12 protein-coding genes and 1 pseudogene are annotated in these 19,042 nt (G+C 60.0%); 9 read left to right on the plus strand and 4 right to left on the minus strand.

Features of this window, described 5'->3' with window-relative positions; genetic code table 11:
* Positions 1-203 precede the first annotated feature (203 nt).
* Positions 204-1,610, minus strand: a complete 1,407-nt coding sequence (glnA, locus tag AACY18_RS01045; RefSeq protein ID WP_016985745.1) for a glutamate--ammonia ligase — start codon at positions 1,608-1,610, stop codon at positions 204-206.
* Between the two features lie 327 nt (positions 1,611-1,937).
* Here glnA and thiI point away from each other — a divergent pair, with 327 nt between their 5' ends.
* Both thiI and typA read left to right on the plus strand, forming a co-directional pair.
* Complete coding sequence (thiI, locus tag AACY18_RS01050; RefSeq protein WP_339463992.1) at positions 1,938-3,392, plus strand: tRNA uracil 4-sulfurtransferase ThiI; 1,455 nt, start codon at positions 1,938-1,940, stop codon at positions 3,390-3,392.
* Between the two features lie 139 nt (positions 3,393-3,531).
* Positions 3,532-5,352, plus strand: a complete 1,821-nt coding sequence (typA, locus tag AACY18_RS01055) for a translational GTPase TypA (RefSeq protein WP_339432991.1) — start codon at positions 3,532-3,534, stop codon at positions 5,350-5,352.
* 215 nt (positions 5,353-5,567) lie between these two features.
* Here the strand turns inward: typA and AACY18_RS01060 are convergent, their stop codons facing one another.
* Positions 5,568-6,005 (minus strand): YkgJ family cysteine cluster protein, encoded by a 438-nt coding sequence (locus AACY18_RS01060; protein WP_339432990.1) that lies wholly within the window; start codon positions 6,003-6,005, stop codon positions 5,568-5,570.
* Positions 6,006-6,263: 258 nt separating this feature from the next.
* Between AACY18_RS01060 and AACY18_RS01065 the strand changes: the two genes are divergently transcribed.
* The 5 genes from AACY18_RS01065 (at position 6,264) to AACY18_RS01085 (ending at position 15,839) form a co-directional block, all read left to right on the plus strand.
* Positions 6,264-8,714, plus strand: coding sequence for a glycogen/starch/alpha-glucan phosphorylase (locus AACY18_RS01065; protein ID WP_339463993.1), 2,451 nt, complete (start codon positions 6,264-6,266; stop codon positions 8,712-8,714).
* Between the two features lie 254 nt (positions 8,715-8,968).
* Complete coding sequence (locus AACY18_RS01070; protein ID WP_339463994.1) at positions 8,969-12,553, plus strand: DUF2339 domain-containing protein; 3,585 nt, start codon at positions 8,969-8,971, stop codon at positions 12,551-12,553.
* Entirely contained in the window at positions 12,550-13,914 is a 1,365-nt protein-coding gene (locus AACY18_RS01075; protein ID WP_339463995.1) for a DUF3999 domain-containing protein, read from the plus strand. Before AACY18_RS01070 ends, AACY18_RS01075 begins: the two co-directional genes overlap by 4 nt.
* A gap of 308 nt (positions 13,915-14,222) precedes the next feature.
* Positions 14,223-15,233: a class 1 fructose-bisphosphatase gene (locus AACY18_RS01080; RefSeq protein ID WP_187678860.1), complete on the plus strand. Its 1,011-nt coding sequence runs from the start codon at positions 14,223-14,225 to the stop codon at positions 15,231-15,233.
* Between the two features lie 3 nt (positions 15,234-15,236).
* Positions 15,237-15,839: a DUF924 family protein gene (locus AACY18_RS01085; RefSeq protein ID WP_339463997.1), complete on the plus strand. Its 603-nt coding sequence runs from the start codon at positions 15,237-15,239 to the stop codon at positions 15,837-15,839.
* Between the two features lie 100 nt (positions 15,840-15,939).
* On the opposite strand, the gene AACY18_RS27940 is transcribed toward AACY18_RS01085, so the two are convergent.
* Entirely contained in the window at positions 15,940-16,704 is a 765-nt protein-coding gene (locus tag AACY18_RS27940) for a methyl-accepting chemotaxis protein (protein ID WP_401139223.1), read from the minus strand.
* A gap of 93 nt (positions 16,705-16,797) precedes the next feature.
* Positions 16,798-17,832, minus strand: a pseudogene (locus AACY18_RS27945) (cache domain-containing sensor histidine kinase); the annotation flags it as partial.
* Between the two features lie 282 nt (positions 17,833-18,114).
* Between AACY18_RS27945 and AACY18_RS01095 the strand changes: the two are divergent.
* Together AACY18_RS01095 and AACY18_RS01100 are read left to right on the plus strand one after the other, a co-directional pair.
* Positions 18,115-18,369 carry a lipoprotein gene (locus AACY18_RS01095; protein ID WP_042557222.1) on the plus strand — a complete coding sequence of 85 codons (255 nt, stop codon included), beginning with the start codon at positions 18,115-18,117 and terminating at the stop codon, positions 18,367-18,369.
* A gap of 30 nt (positions 18,370-18,399) precedes the next feature.
* Positions 18,400-18,969, plus strand: a complete 570-nt coding sequence (locus tag AACY18_RS01100; protein WP_221733125.1) for a lipocalin family protein — start codon at positions 18,400-18,402, stop codon at positions 18,967-18,969.
* The last annotated feature ends 73 nt before the right edge of the window (positions 18,970-19,042 follow it).

The following is a 19,042-nucleotide window of genomic DNA, read 5'->3' on the forward strand; positions in this document are numbered from 1 at the left end:
AGATTATTTGCCCGCCAAAAATCCCTGTGGGAGTGGGCTTGCTCGCGAACGCGGTCGGTCACTGAAGGATATGGCGACTGACAAGACGCCTTCGCGAGCAAGCCCGCTCAGGGTGGTGCGTCGCCAATGAAATCACGGGCAATAAAAAAGGCCTTCCGAAGAAGGCCTCTTTTTGTTACGCCGCGTAGCGCGGCGCTACCGGATCAGCAGCTGTAGTACAGCTCATATTCCAGTGGGTGTACGAAGGTACGGACTTTGATTTCTTCTTCGGATTTCAGCGCGATGTAAGCATCGATGAAGTCGTCGGAGAACACGCCGCCCTTGGTCAGGAACGCACGGCCCTTGTCCAGCTCTTCCAGGGCTTCTTTCAGGCTGCCGCAAACTTGCGGGATCTCTTTCGCCTCTTCAGGCGGCAGGTCATACAGGTTTTTGTCAGCGGCATCGCCTGGGTGGATCTTGTTCTGGATACCGTCCAGGCCGGCCATCAGCAGTGCTGCGAAAGCCAGGTACGGGTTGGCAGCCGGATCCGGGAAACGTGCTTCGATACGACGGCCGCGTGGGCTGTTGACGTAAGGGATACGGATCGAGGCGGAACGGTTGCGCGCCGAGTAGGCCAGCATGACCGGAGCTTCGAAGCCTGGCACCAGACGCTTGTAGGAGTTGGTCGCCGGGTTGGTGAAGCCGTTCAGCGCTTTGCCGTGCTTGATGATGCCGCCGATGAAGTACAGAGCGGTTTCGGACAGGCCGGCATAGCCTTCGCCAGCGAAGGTGTTCTTGCCATCTTTGGCGATGGACATGTGAACGTGCATACCCGAACCGTTATCGCCGTACAGTGGCTTCGGCATGAAGGTCGCGGTGCGGCCGTAAGCGTCGGCAACGTTGTGTACAACGTATTTCAGAGTCTGAACTTCGTCAGCTTTCTTCACCAGGGTGTTGAACTTGACACCGATTTCGTTCTGACCGGCAGTCGCCACTTCGTGGTGGTGAACTTCAACGGTTTGACCCATTTCTTCCAGTGCGTTGCACATGGCAGTACGGATTTCATGGTCGTGGTCGAACGGCGGAACCGGGAAGTAACCACCTTTGATGCCTGGACGGTGGCCTTTGTTGCCGCCTTCGATGTCCTGGTCGGACATCCACGAGCCTTGTTCGGAGTAGATTTTGAACATCGAGCCGGAGATGTCGGACTTGAACTTCACTTCGTCGAAGATGAAGAATTCTGGCTCGGGACCTGCGAAGACGGTGTCACCGATACCGGTGGTCTTCAGGTATTCCTCGGCGCGGTGAGCGATGGCGCGCGGGTCACGATCGTAACCTTGCATGGTCGACGGTTCGATGATGTCGCAGACCAGGATCAGGGTCGCGTCTTCGGTGAACGGGTCGAGCACGGCCGTTTCGTCGTCCGGCAGCAGGATCATGTCGGAGGCTTCGATGCCTTTCCAGCCTGCGATGGAGGAACCGTCGAACATCTTGCCGACTTCGAAGAAGTCGTCTTCCAGCGCATCGCGAGCCGGCATGGTCACGTGGTGCTGAGTGCCTTTGGTGTCCGTGAAGCGCAGATCAATCCACTTGACGTCATGATCTTTGATGAGTTGAACCGACTTCGACATAGTGTCCTCCGGGTGGCTTAGGGCTAGTAATGGATGCCCTTAATATGGGTGATGCCGGCGCAGATACTCTGCCAAGGCAACCTGCCTCACAAGGGAGCAAATTGCATGCCAGTGCCCCAGCATGGGTTTTTTGCCCCAAATTCACGCTTTTAAAGGTTCAAAGCGCCTTAAAGATGAAAATGTCGCCCCTTAATGTAGCGCTTCAGGTGAAAGATGACCTGTTTTGGTGCAAGCAAAACCTTCTGCACATTAACTGGTTAAACCTTGAGCAATTTCCGCTATAATCCGCGCCCCCCTTTTTCGGCTGGCCCAGCGCGCGCTGTTTTCATGAAACTAATCGTAAAAGTCTTCCCCGAGATCACCATCAAAAGCCGACCTGTCCGGACGAAATTTATCCGCCAGTTGGCCAAGAACATCCGCACCGTGCTCCGTGACCTGGACCCGGCCGTGGTGGTGAACGGTGTGTGGGACAATCTCGAGCTGGAAACCCGCGTTACCGATCCCAAAGCCTTGAAAGAGATGGTTGAGCGCCTGACCTGCATGCCCGGCATCGCGCACTTTCTGCAGATCGACGAGTACCCGCTGGGCGACTTCGACGACATCACCGAAAAGTGCAAGCAGCACTACGGCGATGCGCTGGCCGGGAAGGTTTTCTCGGTACGCTGCAAGCGCGCGGGCAAGCATGCATTCAGTTCGATGGACGTCGAAAAATACGTCGGCAGCAAGCTGCGTCGCGAGTGCGGCGCTGCCGGAATCGACCTCAAGGCACCGCAAATCGAAGTGCGCATGGAAGTTCGCGACAAACGGTTGTTTGTCATCCACAGCCAGCACAACGGCATCGGCGGTTATCCGCTGGGCGCACTTGAGCAGACCCTGGTTCTGATGTCCGGCGGCTTTGACTCGACCGTTGCGGCCTACCAGATCATGCGGCGCGGCCTGATGGCGCACTTCTGCTTCTTCAATCTCGGTGGTCGTGCCCACGAATTGGGCGTGATGGAAGTCGCGCATTTCATCTGGAAGAAGTACGGAAGCTCGCAACGCGTGCTATTTGTCAGTGTTCCGTTCGAAGAAGTGTTGGGAGAAATTCTCGGCAAAGTCGATAACAGTCATATGGGCGTCGTATTGAAGCGTATGATGTTGCGCGCATCCACGGCCATTGCCGACCGCCTGCACATCGACGCGCTGGTCACCGGTGAAGCGATCTCCCAGGTGTCGAGCCAGACGCTGCCGAACCTGTCGGTGATCGACTGCGTGACCGACAAACTGGTCCTGCGTCCGCTGATCGTCGCCCACAAGCAGGACATCATCGACACGGCCAACGAGATCGGCACTGCCGATTTCGCCCGGCACATGCCCGAATACTGCGGGGTCATTTCGGTCAATCCGAAGACCGCTGCCAAGCGTGGTCGCGTTGAGCACGAAGAGAAAGAATTCGACATGGCGGTGCTCGAGCGAGCGCTCGAAAACGCCAAACTGGTGCCGATCGATCGGGTGATCGACGAATTGGGCCAGGATTTGCAGATTGAAGAAGTCGGCGAAGCGCTGGCCGGTCAGATCGTTATCGACATCCGTCACCCGGATGCCGCCGAGGATGACCCGCTGCAGCTTGCCGGAATAGAAGTACAGACGATGCCGTTCTACGCAGTGAACGCTCGTTTCAAGGAGCTGGATCCGACTCGCCAGTACCTGCTGTATTGCGACAAAGGCGTGATGAGTCGCCTGCATGCTCACCATTTGCTCAGTGAGGGGCATGCCAATGTGCGCGTTTATCGACCGAGCTAAGTGCCCGGGGCTGTTTGCCTGTGGCCTGCGTCACCGGCCCCCCGACACCGCCGTCAAGCTGTAACGGCCATGCCGGACACTACTGTTAATCGCTGCCAAGACTTGTCAGCAAACCGAATCCTCTGATCGAGATACACAAGTGATCGAAAATCTACGCAACATCGCCATCATTGCTCACGTTGACCATGGTAAGACCACCCTGGTAGACAAACTCCTGCGTCAATCCGGCACTCTGGAGCGCAACGAGCTCAACGACGAGCGCGTGATGGACTCCAACGACCAGGAAAAAGAGCGCGGTATTACCATTCTGGCGAAAAACACCGCCATCAACTGGAACGGCTACCACATCAACATCGTGGACACCCCGGGCCACGCCGACTTCGGCGGCGAAGTTGAACGTGTAATGTCGATGGTTGACTCCGTTCTGCTGCTGGTTGACGCTCAAGACGGCCCTATGCCGCAAACCCGTTTCGTGACCAAGAAGGCTTTCGAAGCCGGCCTGCGTCCAATCGTGGTCATCAACAAGGTTGACCGTCCAGGCGCGCGTCCGGACTGGGTTCTGGACCAGATCTTCGACCTGTTCGACAACCTCGGTGCGACCGAAGAACAACTGGACTTCCAGGTTGTTTACGCCTCGGCCCTGAACGGCATCGCCGGTCTGGATCACACCGCCATGGCTGAAGACATGACCCCGCTGTACCAAGCGGTCGTCGACCACGTTCCGCCTCCGGCCGTTGACCGTGACGGTCCGTTCCAGATGCAGATCTCCGCTCTGGACTACAACAGCTTCCTGGGTGTTATCGGTGTTGGCCGTATCGCTCGTGGTCGCGTCAAGCCGAACACCCCGGTTGTCGCTATCGACGCCGACGGCAAAGAACGCAAAGGCCGTATCCTGAAGCTGATGGGTCACCACGGTCTGCACCGCATTGACGTTGAAGAAGCAGCGGCCGGCGACATCGTCTGCATCAGCGGCTTCGACGAGCTGTTCATCTCTGACACACTGTGCGACCCGCTGACTGTTGAAGCGATGAAGCCGCTGACCGTTGACGAGCCAACCGTTTCCATGACGTTCCAGGTAAACGACTCGCCATTCTGCGGTAAAGAAGGCAAGTTCGTGACCTCCCGTAACATCAAGGAGCGTCTGGACAAAGAGCTGCTGTACAACGTTGCACTGCGCGTTGAAGAAGGCGACACCGCTGACAAGTTCAAGGTTTCCGGTCGTGGTGAGCTGCACCTCTCGGTACTGATCGAAACCATGCGTCGCGAAGGCTTCGAAATGGCTCTGGGCCGTCCGGAAGTGATCATTCGTGAAGTGAACGGCGTGAAACAAGAACCGTTCGAAAACGTGACCATCGACATCCCTGAAGATTCGCAGGGCAAGGTCATGGAAGAGATGGGTCTGCGTAAAGGCGACCTGACCAACATGGTGCCGGATGGTAAAGGCCGTGTTCGTCTGGAATACAACATCCCTGCTCGCGGTCTGATCGGTTTCCGTAACCAGTTCCTGACCCTGACCAACGGTGCTGGCATCCTGACCTCGATCTTCGACCGCTACGACACCGTCAAGTCGGGCCACATGTCCGGCCGTCAGAACGGCGTTCTGGTGTCGGTTGAAACCGGTAAGGCACTGACCTACTCGCTGGAAACCCTGCAGGCTCGCGGCAAGCTGTTCGTAGAACACGGCCAGGAGATCTACAACGGTCAGATCGTTGGTCAGAACAGCCGTGACAACGACCTGGGTGTGAACCCAACCAAAGGCAAGAAGCTCGACAACATGCGTGCTTCGGGTAAAGACGAAACCATCGCTCTGGTCCCACCTGTTCGCTTCACTCTGGAACAGGCTCTGGAATACATCCAGGAAGACGAGCTGTGCGAAGTCACGCCTAAGTCCATCCGTCTTCGCAAGAAGATCCTGGACGAAAGCGAGCGTACCCGCGCTGCCAAGAAAGCCAAGGCGTAATTTAGCCCGCGCTTGAAAAAACGCCCCCGGTCGCGAGACCGGGGGCGTTTTTGTTTGTCTGGGGGGATTCGGTGTTTTTGTCGGCCTCTTCGCGAGCAAGCCCGCTCCCACAGGGAACCATGGCGTACACAAGATTTGTGTTCACCGAGAATCTACTGTGGGAGCGGGCTTGCTCGCGAGGGCGGCCGATCAGCCGCCGAAAATCTCAGTAACGATCAAAACTTCTCGATCGCGCGGAAATTCTGCTCGCGCACCACTTCCTTCGGCTTGTACGCGCAATACCCCGGTCGCGGCCCAATCCTGGGGTGATTGCGGCAGGTGTCCGGGCGCTTGTCATAAATGGTGCACAGGCGCGACTTACGATCCAGGTAGTAGCAATCGTTGTTGCTCATGCGCTGCAGGGTGAAGATCCCCGACTTCTGATTGAAGCGCTCGACCAGTCCTTCCTTTTGCAGGCGCTTGGCGATGTTTTTCGGCGGATCGCCCAACTCGAACTCGTCGACCACGCCGATGCGCACCAGATCCTTGATCTTCACCTCGACCGGCAGCGTGCAGCAGCTGGAGACACAAGAGCCGCACATCGGGGCCGAGTATTTGGCCCACGTATCGAGACGATCGATCTCGGCGGCGGCAATCAGGTTGGGCTTCATCATCGGGAGTTACCAGGCGTATGCATCAGGGCGCGCGATCATACCGGGACGGGTGAATTTTTGAACAACCTTTCGCCAGATTTTTTCTATAGGCCGCCATTTGACCGGACAAGTCGGCACGGCCCCTGCATTCATTGGGGGAGATGCCAAGCGATTGCCGGGCTATCTCACAGTCCCGGGAAATACCGCCGAACCAGAGCCGCTACCGTCGGTCAGACCGTCTAGGCTCAGACAATTCCCCGCTCGCCCGAGGTCGTATCGATGACTCAAGAACCATTAGTTCGCGAAGCAGAGGTGGCCGCATTCCGCGACGCCGTCCTGACCAAACTCACCTACGCGGTGGGCAAAGACCCCGATCACGCCTTTGACCATGACTGGTTCGAAGCCATTGCCCTGGCGGCGCGCGATCACATGGTCGAGCACTGGATGGATCACACCCGGCAGATCTACCGCAAAGGCCAGAAGCGGGTGTATTACCTCTCGCTGGAATTCCTCATCGGCCGCTTGCTTTACGACAGCCTGAGCAACCTCGGTCTGCTCGACGTTGCCCGAGAGGCGCTGACCGAACTGGGTGTCGATCTGGAACGCATTCGCCTGCTGGAGCCTGACGCAGCGCTGGGTAATGGCGGTCTCGGACGATTGGCTGCGTGCTTCATGGAAAGCATGTCCACCCTCGGCATCGCCGGCCATGGCTACGGCATTCGCTATGAACACGGCTTGTTCCGTCAGGCCATCGTCGACGGCTGGCAGCAGGAACAGACCGAACACTGGCTGGATTTCGGTAACCCGTGGGAGTTCGAGCGGCCGGAAGTCGTCTACGCCATCGGTTTTGGTGGCAGCGTTGAAACCGTCACCGATGCCAGCGGTAAGACCCGGCAAGTCTGGTCGCCGGCCGAAACCGTTCGGGCGATTGCCTATGACACGCCGGTCGTCGGCTGGCGCGGGGCAAGCGTCAACACCTTGCGCCTGTGGCGGGCTCGGGCCATGGAAGATCTGCACCTGGAACGTTTCAACGCCGGTGACCACTTGGGCGCCGTGGCCGAGGTGGCTCGTGCCGAAAGCATCTCCCGCGTGCTCTATCCGGCGGACAGCACCGAAGCGGGGCAAGAACTGCGTCTGCGCCAGGAATATTTCTTCGTCGCCGCATCTTTGCAGGACTTGCTCCGTCGTCATCGCAACATGCACACCTCGGTGTTGACCCTGGGTGATCACGCCGCCATTCAGCTCAACGACACCCACCCGTCAATTGCCGTCGCCGAACTGATGCGCCAACTGGTCGACGTCTACGACGTGGCGTGGGATGCGGCGTGGCAGGTCACCGTGGACACGCTGTCGTATACCAACCACACCTTGCTGCCCGAAGCGCTGGAAACCTGGCCGGTGGGTTTGATGGAGCGCATGCTGCCGCGGCACATGCAGATCATTTACCTGATCAATGCCCAGCACATCGATTCATTGCGGGCCAAGGGTATTCACGACTTCGACGTACTGCGTGCGGTGTCGCTGATCGAAGAGGACAACGGCCGCCGGGTGCGTATGGGCAACCTCGCGTTCCTCGGTTCGCATAGCGTCAACGGCGTGTCAGGGCTGCACACGCAACTGATGCGCAAAACCGTGTTTGCCGAACTGCACAAGCTCTACCCGGAGCGGATCAACAACAAAACCAACGGCATCACCTTCCGCCGCTGGCTGTTCCAGGCCAACGCCGAATTGACCTCGATGCTGGTCGATGCGCTTGGCCCGGATATTTTGGACAAGCCGGAAGAACGCCTGCTCGACCTCGAACCGTTCGCAGAAAAACCGGCCTTTCGCAAAGCCTTCGCCGAGCAGCGGTTACACAGCAAAAAGGCCTTGGCTTATCTGATTCACGAACGGCTGGGGATCGCGGTCAACCCGGCGGCGATGTTCGATGTGCAGGTCAAACGGATCCACGAATACAAACGCCAGTTGCTCAACCTGATGCACACCGTGGCGTTGTATCAGGCGATCCGCGCCGAGCCTGAAATCGACTGGGTGCCGCGAGTGAAAATTTTCGCCGGTAAAGCGGCGGCCAGCTATCACCAGGCCAAGCTGATCATCAAACTGACCAACGACATCGCCCGGGTGGTGAACAACGACCCGACCGTGCGTGGCTTGCTGAAAGTGGTGTTCCTGCCCAATTACAACGTCAGTCTGGCAGAGAGCATTATTCCGGCGGCGGACTTGTCCGAGCAGATATCCACCGCCGGTTTCGAGGCTTCAGGCACCAGCAACATGAAGTTCGGCCTCAACGGTGCCCTGACCATCGGTACGCTGGACGGCGCCAACGTGGAGATGTGCGAGCGTATTGGCGCCGAGCACATGTTCATCTTCGGCCTCAGCGCCCAGCAGGTCGAAGCGCGTAAACAGAACCACGAGTTCAGCGCTGCGCCGGACATCGCCGCGTCCCATCGCCTCAACGATGTGCTGCAAGCGATCCGCAGCGGCGTGTTCTCGCCGGACGACACCTCGCGTTATACAGGGCTGATCGACTCGCTGGTCGATTACGACCGGTTCCTGGTCTGCGCCGACTTCGACTCCTACTGGGACGCGCAGAAGCGCGTTGAAGAGCTTTGGCACGACAGCAATAAATGGTGGCGTTCGGCGGTGCTCAACACGGCGCGGATGGGCTGGTTCTCCTCCGACCGGACGATTCGCGAGTACGCCACGGATATCTGGAAAGCGCTGGAGTAACTTTGCGCAACAAATGTGCGTAAGGCCCAACGTTTGTTGGGCGGCATCGATATACTGAGCGCCGGTTACCGGATGTATCAGTCACCACAAGACCCCGGTGGGAGCGGGCTTGCTCGCGAAAGCGGTGCAACAGTCAATTTTAATATCGACTGACGACGCCTTCGCGAGCAAGCCCGCTCCCACCGTTAGATTGTGCCTAGACTGAAGCAACTGCCGGGATTGCCCCTTTACGGGGCCGCTTAGGGATATCGACCATGCAATGGATGTTCATGTTGATCGGGCTGGTGCTCGGCTGGCTGCTTGACGAGTCGTTCAGCACGGCGCTGTTGGGTGCTCTGCTGGGACTTGCGAGTGGGCAAACGCTGCGCATCGCCCGGATCGGCACACAGGCCGCCGAACAACAGCGTCAACTTGAACAGGCAAAGGTCGCCTTGCAGGCGGTCGAGCAGCGGCTGTTTCTGCTCGAAGGCACGCCCGTGCAAGCCGCACCGCCGTCGAGTGCGGCACCGGCCAGTGAACCTGTCGTCGAACCCCAAAACATCGTTGAACAGGCGCCGGCGTCCGAACTGGTTTGGGAACTGCCGCCCGAACTCGAACCGATCTCTTCCGCTGCCGAGGAAACCAGCCAACCGCTGCCGGACGACGTCTGGCGCCTCGAAGCCGTGACCACCGAACCTCAACAACCCGCCGAGCCCCGTGGCCCGAACTTGATCGAGCGTGGCATCAGCGCGGCACGCAACTGGCTGTTCGGTGGCAACACCGTGCTGCGCGTTGGCGTGGTGCTGTTGTTCTTCGGCCTGGCGTTTCTGCTGCGCTATGCCACCGAAGGCATGGTGGTGCCGATCGAACTGCGTTACGCCGGGGTCGCTGCCGCGGCACTGGGCTTGCTGGCGCTGGGCTGGTGGCTGCGGCACCGCAACAGCAGTTATGCGTTGATGCTGCAAGGCACCGGCATCGCGGTGTTGTACCTGACGGTGTTTGCGGCGATGCGCCTGCATCCGTTACTGGAGCCGTCGGCCGCGCTGGGCTTGCTGGTGGCGGTCACGGTGTTCTCGGCGATTCTGGCGATTACCCAGGACGCCCTGGCGCTGGCGTGTGTCGCCGCGCTCGGCGGTTTCGCTGCACCGATTCTGACTTCGACCGGCGCTGGCAACCATGTCGCGCTGTTCAGTTATTTCGCGCTGCTCAACGCCGGCATCCTCGCCATCGCCTGGTTCAAGGCCTGGCGCCTGCTCAACCTGATTGGCTTCGTTGGCACCTTTGGCATCGGTTTCGCCTGGGGGCTGCGTTCTTATGCGCCGCAGCTTTTGTGGAGCACCGAGCCGTTTCTGATTCTGTTCTTCCTGATGTACCTGGCCATTGGCTTGTTGTTCGCCCGCCGAAAACTACTCGACATGCCTGATGCTCCGGCAGACGGCGACCGTGAGGCGCTGCTGCACTGGTCGGCGCGCAAGGGTGACTACGTCGATGGGACGATGCTGTTCGGCCCGCCGATTGTCGGCTTTGGTTTGCAGTTTGCGCTGGTGCAGCATCTGGAGTTCGCGGCGGCATTCAGCGCCCTCGCACTGGGCATGATCTACATGGGCCTGGCCAAAGTGTTGATGGGCGGGCGTGCCGTGCTGCTGGGCGAAACCTGTCTGGCGCTGGGGGTGATTTTTGCCAGTCTGGCGATTCCGCTCGGGCTCGATGCACGTTGGACGTCTGCGGCGTGGGCGGTGGAGGGCGCGGGGATTTTCTGGCTCGGCTTGCGTCAGCATCGCCCCTTCGCCCGAGCCTTTGCTTTGCTGTTGCAACTGGGGTCGGCGCTGGCGTTCCTCAGTCAGTTGCGCATCGGCGAGAGCAGTCTGCTCGATGGGGCACCGTTAGGTGCGCTGATGCTCGGCGTCGCGTTGTTGTTCAGCTTCTATCAACTGCGCAAAGCCACGCCGGAACAGGCCTCGCCTTGGGAACGCCAAGGTCTGCCGGTGCTGGCGTGCCTGGGCCTGACGTGCCTTTACCTGCTGGCGCCGCTGTACTTCTTCATCCAGGGCACGGCGATCAGTTGGGCGCTGGCCGGTCTGGCGACGTTGTTCGTCGGTCTGCGCCTGCAATCGCGCACGTTCCTGTTCACGGCGTTTGCCGTGCAACTGCTGGGCGGCGCGTTGTTCCTGCTGCGCTTGCAAGGCGGGGGCGTAGATTCGGCCGCGGTTTTCAGCGCCGGCTGGAGCGGTTTGCTCAGTGCCTCCTTGATCGGGCTGGCCCTGATCGCCGGCATGTTGCTGGCCGCTCGCGATGAGATGGTGCGCGCCGATGTGCGTCTGCTGCGCGGATTGTCGGTGGTGCTGCTGGCCGGTCTGGTGCTGATCAATCTGGCGGTGCTGTTCGTGCTGCCGTGGCAGACCGCGAGTGCGGTGTGGGCCGCCAGCGGTTTGCTGATCATCTGGCTGAGCCTGTACCTCAAGCAGCGAGTGAGTTTTGTCTTCGGTCTGCTGTTGCAGGTGATCGGCGGCGCGGCGTTTTTGCTCGCCGGTTCCGAGTGGCTTGGGCCGTTGGCCAGTGAAGGTTCCAAGCCGTTGGCGCACGGCGGATTCTGGACGCCGTTGGTGCTGAGCCTGGCCGCGATGATCGGCGCTTGGCGCCTGCAACTGGGTCATCACGCGTCGGCGTTTGATGTGTTGAGTTTGCAGCGTTTGTCCGAGGTGTTGCTGGTGTGGGGCGCCGGTTGGTGGACGTTCGCGTGGGTCAATGAAGTGCTGGGCTTTGCGCCAGTGAATCTTGAAGACTCTCTGCTGTTGCTGGTCGCGGCACTGAGTGTGGCATTGTGGGCGCTACTGTCACTGCGCTTGAAATGGCCGGCGCTGGGTTTGCTGTGCACCTTGTTGATGCCGGCCGCCGGGCTGGTTTTGCTCATGACTTGGCATTCGCGTTATCACCCGGCGGCAGACGTCGGCTGGCTGGCGTGGGCTGTGGTGTTCGCGGTGCATTTCCTCAGCTTGCGGCGCTTGGCGCCGATGCTGCCGGCGCGGGCCTTGAGCACTGCGCATGTGCTCGGCTGCTGGCTATTGATCGGTGTGCTGGCGCTGGAACTGCGCTACGGCTTGCTGCTGTTGTCCGAGCAATACAACGCTTGGCGTTGGTTGGGCTGGGCGATTTTGCCGAGCCTGTATCTGTTGCTGGCGGCCGCACCGCGCAATTGGCCTTGGCCCGTCGCCGCGTTTGCCCGCCAGTACCGCTTGTACGCCGCTGCACCGTTGGCGGTGTTGATGCTCGGCTGGTTCTGGCTGGCCAACGGGATCAGCGATGGCAACGCCGAACCGCTGCCTTACGTGCCGCTGCTCAACCCGCTGGAACTGGGCCTGCTGTTTGCGCTGTTCGGCGTTTATGTCTGGTCGCGCAGCACGGTGTCGCAGTTGTCGATCCGACAGGACTACGCCGATTACGCCACGCAACTGATCGCCGGAGTTTCGCTGTTCGCCTTCTGCACCGCGTTGGTGACTCGCGCCGCACATCATTGGGCCGGGATCCCCTTCGAACTCGATCAGTTGCTGGCGTCGATGCTGGTGCAGGCCGGGTTGTCCATTGTCTGGACGCTGATGGCGCTGGGACTGATGATCGGCGGGCATCTGCGTCATCGCCGCGAAGTGTGGCTGATCGGCGCGGCGCTGATTGCGCTGGTGGTGGCCAAACTGATTTTTGTCGAATTGAGCAACCGTGGCGGCCTCGCCCGGATCGTCTCGTTTATCGGCGTTGGCGTGTTGCTGCTGGTGGTCGGCTACTTCGCGCCGCTGCCGCCCAAACGCACCGAAGCTGACCCGGTGGCGGACAAACCGGCCCCGGACACCGAAGGAGTTTCATCTTGAGTCGTATGCTGAATCTGGGTTGGTTGGCGCTGGGCGTGGTGATGACGGCCGGCGCCCAGGAAAAACCGACGGACTTCGCCACGCAGGTGCCGCTGACCGTCAGTGGCAACGGCCCGTGGTACCGCCTCGAACTGCCGCTGAATGTGCAATTGCAGGCGCGCCAGACCGATCTCAGCGATCTGCGCGTATTCAACGCCGCCGGCGAACCGCAGGCTTACGCCTTGGCCCGCGAATCGGCGCAGACCCGCGACGACGGGCAGTTGCATGACGTGAAGTGGTTCCCGCTGTACAACGCCGCCGACGCCTCGGAGCGCGCACCGAACGTGCGCGTGCAATCGACCACCAACGGCACGCTGGTCGAGGTGCAGCCGTCCAGCCAATTGGAGGCGGGCGAAGAAGTGCTGCGCGGGTGGTTGCTCGACGCGAGCGCGATCAAAGCGCCGTTGCAGCAATTGATTCTCGACTGGACCAGCGAGCGCGACGGCTTTCAGCGCTTCAGCATTGAGGCCAGTGATGACTTGCAGCATTGGCAGGCCTGGGGCGAGGGGCAGGTCGCACGGCTGACCTTTTCCGACGAGCGAATCGAGCAGCATGAAGTGACGCTGCCGGGGCAGTCGGCGCGTTATGTGCGCTTGCTGTGGGATTCACCGAACTCGGCGCCGAACCTGACGTTGGCGCAAGTGAAAAGCAGCGACCCGCGCAATTTGCCGCTGCCGTTGGTCTGGTCGCAGGACCTGGCCGGCAGCAGCACCAAGGCCGGGGAATACACCTGGCAGTTGCCGATGGGGCTGAACGTCGAACGGGTGCAGGTTGAACTCAAAGAGCCGAACAGCCTGGCACCGGTGACGTTGGCGGGGCGGCGCGAGAGTAGTCTGCCGTGGCAGACGTTGAGCAGTGGCTTGCTTTATCGCCTGACGCAGAATGATCAGGACGTGGTGCAGAACGAAATGTCGCTTTACGGGCAGCCCGTTCAGCAGTTGAAACTGACCGTAGATGAGCGCGGCGGCGGCTTGGGAGAGCAGGCGCCGAGCTTGAAATACGCAGTGCGGGCGACGCAGGTGGTCTTTCTGGCGCGTGGCGCAGGGCCGTACAGCCTGGCGCTGGGCAATCCGACGGTGAAAACGGCGAACCTGCCGCTGGCTACGCTGATTCCCGATTTCAAACCGCAGAAACTGGCGACGTTGGGTAAGGCGACGGTGCAGGGCCAAGCCATCAACACGCCCGCCTCGACAACAGCCACTACGGCAGTCGTTGAAACCAACTGGAAGAAGTTGGGGCTGTGGGCGGTGTTGTTGTTGAGTGTGGTGTTCCTTGGAGTGATGGCGGCGAGTCTGCTGCGTAAACCTCCCGCCAAGTCCTGAGAATGGCTGGCGCTGCGCGCCATGCGCGAGCAAGTCCGCTCCCACAGTTGATCTTCAGTGGACACAAGTCTGTATTCAAGGGAGATCCCTTGCTCGCGAAGACGGCCAATCGGTCGAAAAAAAACCGGGCTACCATCCATCCCGTTTCCAACTACGCTAAATCCGGTGCCTGAACTCTCCGGGCCCGATCACGTCTGATAGATGCAATTGCACCCCAACGCACGTTACCGGGCGTCTTTGCTCGCTACGTTTTCAGACTCCCTGTAAACTGCGCGGGTTTTCAGCCCACCATTCCACCGGAGCCGTCCATGTCCCGCGTTACCTTGAGTCGCTATTTGATTGAGCAGACCCGCAGCAACAACACTCCTGCCGATCTGCGCTTCCTGATCGAAGTGGTGGCGCGTGCCTGTAAGGAAATCAGCCACGCCGTGTCCAAAGGCGCCCTGGGCGGTGTTCTGGGCAGCATGGGCACTGAAAACGTACAAGGCGAAGTGCAGAAGAAGCTCGATGTGATCTCCAACGAGATTCTGCTCGAAGCCAACGAATGGGGCGGTCACCTGGCCGGCATGGCGTCCGAAGAAATGGACAATGCCTACCAGATCCCGGGCAAGTACCCGAAGGGCGCCTACCTGCTGGTGTTCGACCCACTGGACGGTTCGTCGAACATCGACATCAACGCCCCGGTCGGCACCATCTTCTCGGTATTGCGTTGCCCGAACGAATACCTGAGCCAGAACGAAGCGCTGAACGAAAAAGCTTTCCTGCAGCCAGGCACCGAGCAGGTCGCTGCCGGTTACGCGATCTACGGGCCGCAGACCATGCTGGTACTGACCCTGGGCGACGGCGTCAAAGGCTTCACCCTGGACCGCGAAATGGGCAGCTTCGTGCTGACTCACGAAGACATCACCATTCCTGAGTCCACCCAGGAGTTCGCCATCAACATGTCCAACCAGCGTCACTGGGAAGCTCCGGTGCAGCGCTACGTCGACGAGTTGCTGGCCGGCGAAGAAGGTCCACTGAAAAAGAACTACAACATGCGTTGGGTCGCGGCGATGGTTGCCGACGTGCACCGCATCCTGACCCGTGGCGGTCTGTTCATGTACCCGCGCGACAGCCGCGAGCCGTCCAAGCCGGGCAAATTGCGTCTGATGTACGAAGCCAACCCGATGTCGTTCCTGGTGGAACAAGCGGGCGGCGCGTCCACCGACGGCCACCAGCGTATTCTCGACATTCAGCCGGAAGGTCTGCACCAGCGTGTTGCGGTGTTCCTCGGTTCGAAAGAAGAAGTCGCACGCGCCACGGCCTACCACAAGGCTTAAGCCATGAACGCGCCTTGGCAGCCGTTGCTCGATTGGTGGTTCGGTCACGCCGAATCACCGGACGAGGTTTCGGCTGACAAGGGCAAGCTGTGGTTCGGCAAGAAAGACAGCCAGGACCTCGAAGCGCGTGAGCGGTTCGGGGTCTTTGTCGATCAGGCCCTGGCGGGCGAACTGACCGAGTGGACGCAATGTCCCGAAGGTTGGCTGGCGGTGGTGCTGTTGCTCGATCAACTGCCGCGAATGATCTTTCGCGATTCTCCCAAAGCATTCGCTGGCGATCTGCGCGCGCAGCAACTTGTCGCGCAAGGCATTGCTGCGGATTTCGACCGGCAACTGAAGCCGATTCAACGGGTATTCATCTATCTGGTGTTCGAACACTGCGAAAACCTTGCGGTGCAGAACGAAGCGGTTTCGCGGTTTATCGATCTGGTGGCTGAGCAGCCGGAGGCAGAGCGTGCGGTGTTTGCCGACAATCTGGATTATGCCGAGCGGCATCAGAAAGTGATTGCAAGGTTTGGGCGGTTTCCGCATCGCAATGCGGTGTTGGGGCGCGAGTCTACGGCTGAGGAGTTGGCGTTTCTTTGCGGGCCGGGTTCCAGATTTTAGATATCAGTGCGGCTGATGCTGCTTTCGCGAGCAAGCCCACTCCCACACTGAAATGCATTCCAATGTGGGGCTTGCTCGCGAAGGGGCCAGTGGCAGCGCCTTAGATCCTGAAGCTACCCACCAATTGTTTGAGACGCGCCGCTTGCTGCTCCAGATCCGAGCACGCCCGCAACGTCGCCTGCAAGTTCTCCACACCTTCCTGATTCAGCGTGTTGATCTCGTTGATGTCGACGTTGATCGACTCGACCACTGCCGTCTGCTCTTCAGTCGCAGTCGCCACCGACTGGTTCATCCCGTCGATCTCGCCGATGCGCTGGGTGACGCTGCCCAGGCGTTCGCCGGCCTGGTTGGCGATGCCGACGCTGCTTTCGCTCTCACGCTGGCTCTCGGTCATGATGTTGACGGCCTGACGGGCGCCGACTTGCAGCTCCTCGATCATGCCCTGCACTTGCTGCGCCGAATCCTGGGTGCGGTGTGCGAGGTTGCGCACTTCATCCGCGACCACAGCGAAACCACGCCCAGCCTCACCCGCACGGGCCGCTTCGATGGCGGCGTTGAGCGCGAGCAAGTTGGTCTGCTGCGAAATGCTGGTGATCACTTCCAGAATCTGGCCGATGTTCACCGTGTTGCTGTTCAGGGTTTCGATGTTGCCGCAGGAGTCGCTGATCTTCGCCGACAACTGCTGCATGGCGTGGATGGTTTTATCCACCACCTGCTGACCGTCGACGGCCAGGCTGCGCGCGTCGCTGGAGTGCTGCGAGGCGAGGGCGGCATTCTGGGCGATTTCCTGGGCGGCGGCTCCGAGTTGGTTGATCGCGGCGGCGACGCTGTTGGTACGGCTCGCTTGCTGATCGGAGTTGTACATCGACGAGTTCGACGCGGCGACCACGCGCAGGGCGACTTCGTTGACCTGGCCGGTCGCGGAGGCCACTTCGCGGATCGAGGTGTGGATACGTTCGACGAACCGGTTGAACGATGTGCCCAGCGCGCCGAACTCATCGTTGCCGTGGATCATCAGACGTTTGGTCAGGTCGCCTTCGCCTTCTGCGATGTCGTGCATCGCGCGGCCCATGGTCAGCAGTGGTTGCATCAGCACGCGGATCAGCATGCCGAGCAGGGCGATGATGATCACCACGGCGATGACCATGGCAATCAGCGCCGAGGTGCGGAATTCGCTGAGCATCGCGAACGCGGTGTCTTTATCCAGCACCAGCGCCACGTACCAGTCAGCCGATGGCACGCCATTGACGCGGGTGAAGGAGATCAACTGCGTCTTGCCGCCGAACTCGACTTCCTTCAAACCGGGGCTGACGTTTGGCGCACCGTTCGGATAGGCCTCGGCGAGGGTCTTGAGCACCAGTTTGCTGTCCGGGTGGATCAGGATTTTGCCATCGGCGCTGACGATAAATGCGTGACCATGGCCGCCGAAGTTCAGCGAGTTGATGATTGCGCTGACGCTGCTCAGATCGATATCGGCACCGGCGACGCCAATCATCTGGCCCTGGCGCTGCACCGGGGTGGCAACAGTGATGACCAGTTTGCCCGACGAGGCGGCGATGTACGGTTCGGTGACGATGGTTTGCTGCGCACTGTCGGCCGCTTTGTACCAGCCACGGGCGCGCGGGTCGTAATCCGGTGCGCGGTTGCCGGCCGGTACCGAGAACATCACGCCATCCGCGCCGCCGAAGTAGCTGAGCTGGAAGTTACCGGTGTAGGCGGGCAGGTCGATGATGCGTTTCAGGCTGGCGGGCGCGTTGCCGTCGGCGACAACTTGCTGGGCCAGCGATTGCAGCAATTGGATGCGGCTTTCCAGCCAGGTCTGGATGTTGCTGGTGGTCAGGCTGCCCAGTTCCTGCATCGAGGCTTCGGTGCTGCTGTTCAGGGCTTCGCGTTGTCGGTAGTCATTGAAAAAGATGAAACAGGCGAACGCAACGGCCACCACGAGGGCGGCAGCCAACAAGATTTTGTGGCTGAATTTCAGGTTTCTGGTCATCGAATGAGCTACCGCGAAGGGGCTGGTCAAGAAATGGCGGCAATTTGCCACATCTGGGGGCTTTGCGCTGCTCTTGTTTCGACCGCTGCGCGCCAAAGATTAGGCGGCTTTGATGAAAGGCGACGAAATGCTCAATAGCCGCACGAAGTGCCTGATTTTCCGGTAAATGCCGGACGAGTGGCCATATAAATAGCCAACTTGGAAGGGAACCAGAAGAGGGTTTTCTCTTCTAAGCTTCTGGTTGGCACCCTGCCATCCCCCCCTCGCTCCAGGAGTTACACCATGTCGCTGCGATCTATCGCCCTGCTGTCGTTTTGCGTGCTGTTGGCCGCATGCAGCAAGGTCAATCAGGAAAACTATGCCAAGCTTTCGGCCGGCATGGCCAAGGCCGAGGTTGAAACCTTGCTCGGCAAACCCACCGATTGCTCGGGCGCGCTCGGCATGTCCAGTTGCACCTGGGGCGACAAGAACAGCTTTATCAGCGTGCAGTACGCCGGTGACAAAGTGCTGATGTTTTCCGGCCAAGGCCTGAAGTAAACCGGGGCTTCGCGCCCACGGAGAAGAAGAATGAAGCGGTTATTGCTAATCCTTTTTGCCGGCCTGGTACTGGCCGGCTGCGCCACGTCCGGCGTGGACCCTTTGGCGCCGAAAACCGTCAACAGCGTCAATCTCAAGCGTTACCAAGGCACCTGGTATGAACTGGCGCGCTTGCCGATGTATTTCCAGCGCCATTGCGCGCAATCCGAAGCTCGCTACACCCTTCAGCCCGACGGCAACATGGGGGTGTTCAACCGCTGCCTGACAAAAGACTGGGAGTGGCAAGAGGTCAAGGGTACGGCTTATCCGCAGGTTCCGGGCAAGACCGACAAGCTGTGGGTCGAGTTCGACACCTGGTTCTCACGGTTGATACCGGGTGTGGCGAAGGGTGAATACTGGGTGTTGTACGTCAGCGATGACTACAAGACCGCCATCGTCGGCGACCCGAGTCGCAAGTACATGTGGTTGTTGTCGCGTACGCCGACTGTCAACGGCGTGGTGCGTGAGGATCTGCTGAGCAAGGCGCGGCAGCAGGGTTACGACACCACTCGACTGATCTGGCGCACCACGGATCGGCAGATGGCCAAGACGTCGAATTAACCAGCACCGCCTATCAAATGTGGGAGCGGGCTTGCTCGCGAAGAGGGCGTGTCAGTCGACGCAAGTGTTGACC

The organism is Pseudomonas sp. EA_65y_Pfl2_P74 (assembly GCF_963970575.1).
In the GTDB taxonomy this organism is placed as follows: Bacteria; Pseudomonadota; Gammaproteobacteria; order Pseudomonadales; family Pseudomonadaceae; genus Aquipseudomonas; species Aquipseudomonas baetica_A.

Coding starts and splice junctions, on each gene's coding strand:
- AACY18_RS01100 (WP_221733125.1), top strand. CDS start 18,400: ATGAAGCGGTTATTGCTAATCCTTTTTGCCGGCCTGGTACTGGCCGGC.
- AACY18_RS01060 (WP_339432990.1), bottom strand. CDS start 6,005: ATGATGAAGCCCAACCTGATTGCCGCCGCCGAGATCGATCGTCTCGAT.
- AACY18_RS01095 (WP_042557222.1), top strand. CDS start 18,115: ATGTCGCTGCGATCTATCGCCCTGCTGTCGTTTTGCGTGCTGTTGGCC.
- thiI (WP_339463992.1), top strand. CDS start 1,938: ATGAAACTAATCGTAAAAGTCTTCCCCGAGATCACCATCAAAAGCCGA.
- glnA (WP_016985745.1), bottom strand. CDS start 1,610: ATGTCGAAGTCGGTTCAACTCATCAAAGATCATGACGTCAAGTGGATT.
- AACY18_RS01070 (WP_339463994.1), top strand. CDS start 8,969: ATGCAATGGATGTTCATGTTGATCGGGCTGGTGCTCGGCTGGCTGCTT.
- AACY18_RS01080 (WP_187678860.1), top strand. CDS start 14,223: ATGTCCCGCGTTACCTTGAGTCGCTATTTGATTGAGCAGACCCGCAGC.
- AACY18_RS27940 (WP_401139223.1), bottom strand. CDS start 16,704: ATGTACAACTCCGATCAGCAAGCGAGCCGTACCAACAGCGTCGCCGCC.
- AACY18_RS01065 (WP_339463993.1), top strand. CDS start 6,264: ATGACTCAAGAACCATTAGTTCGCGAAGCAGAGGTGGCCGCATTCCGC.
- AACY18_RS01085 (WP_339463997.1), top strand. CDS start 15,237: ATGAACGCGCCTTGGCAGCCGTTGCTCGATTGGTGGTTCGGTCACGCC.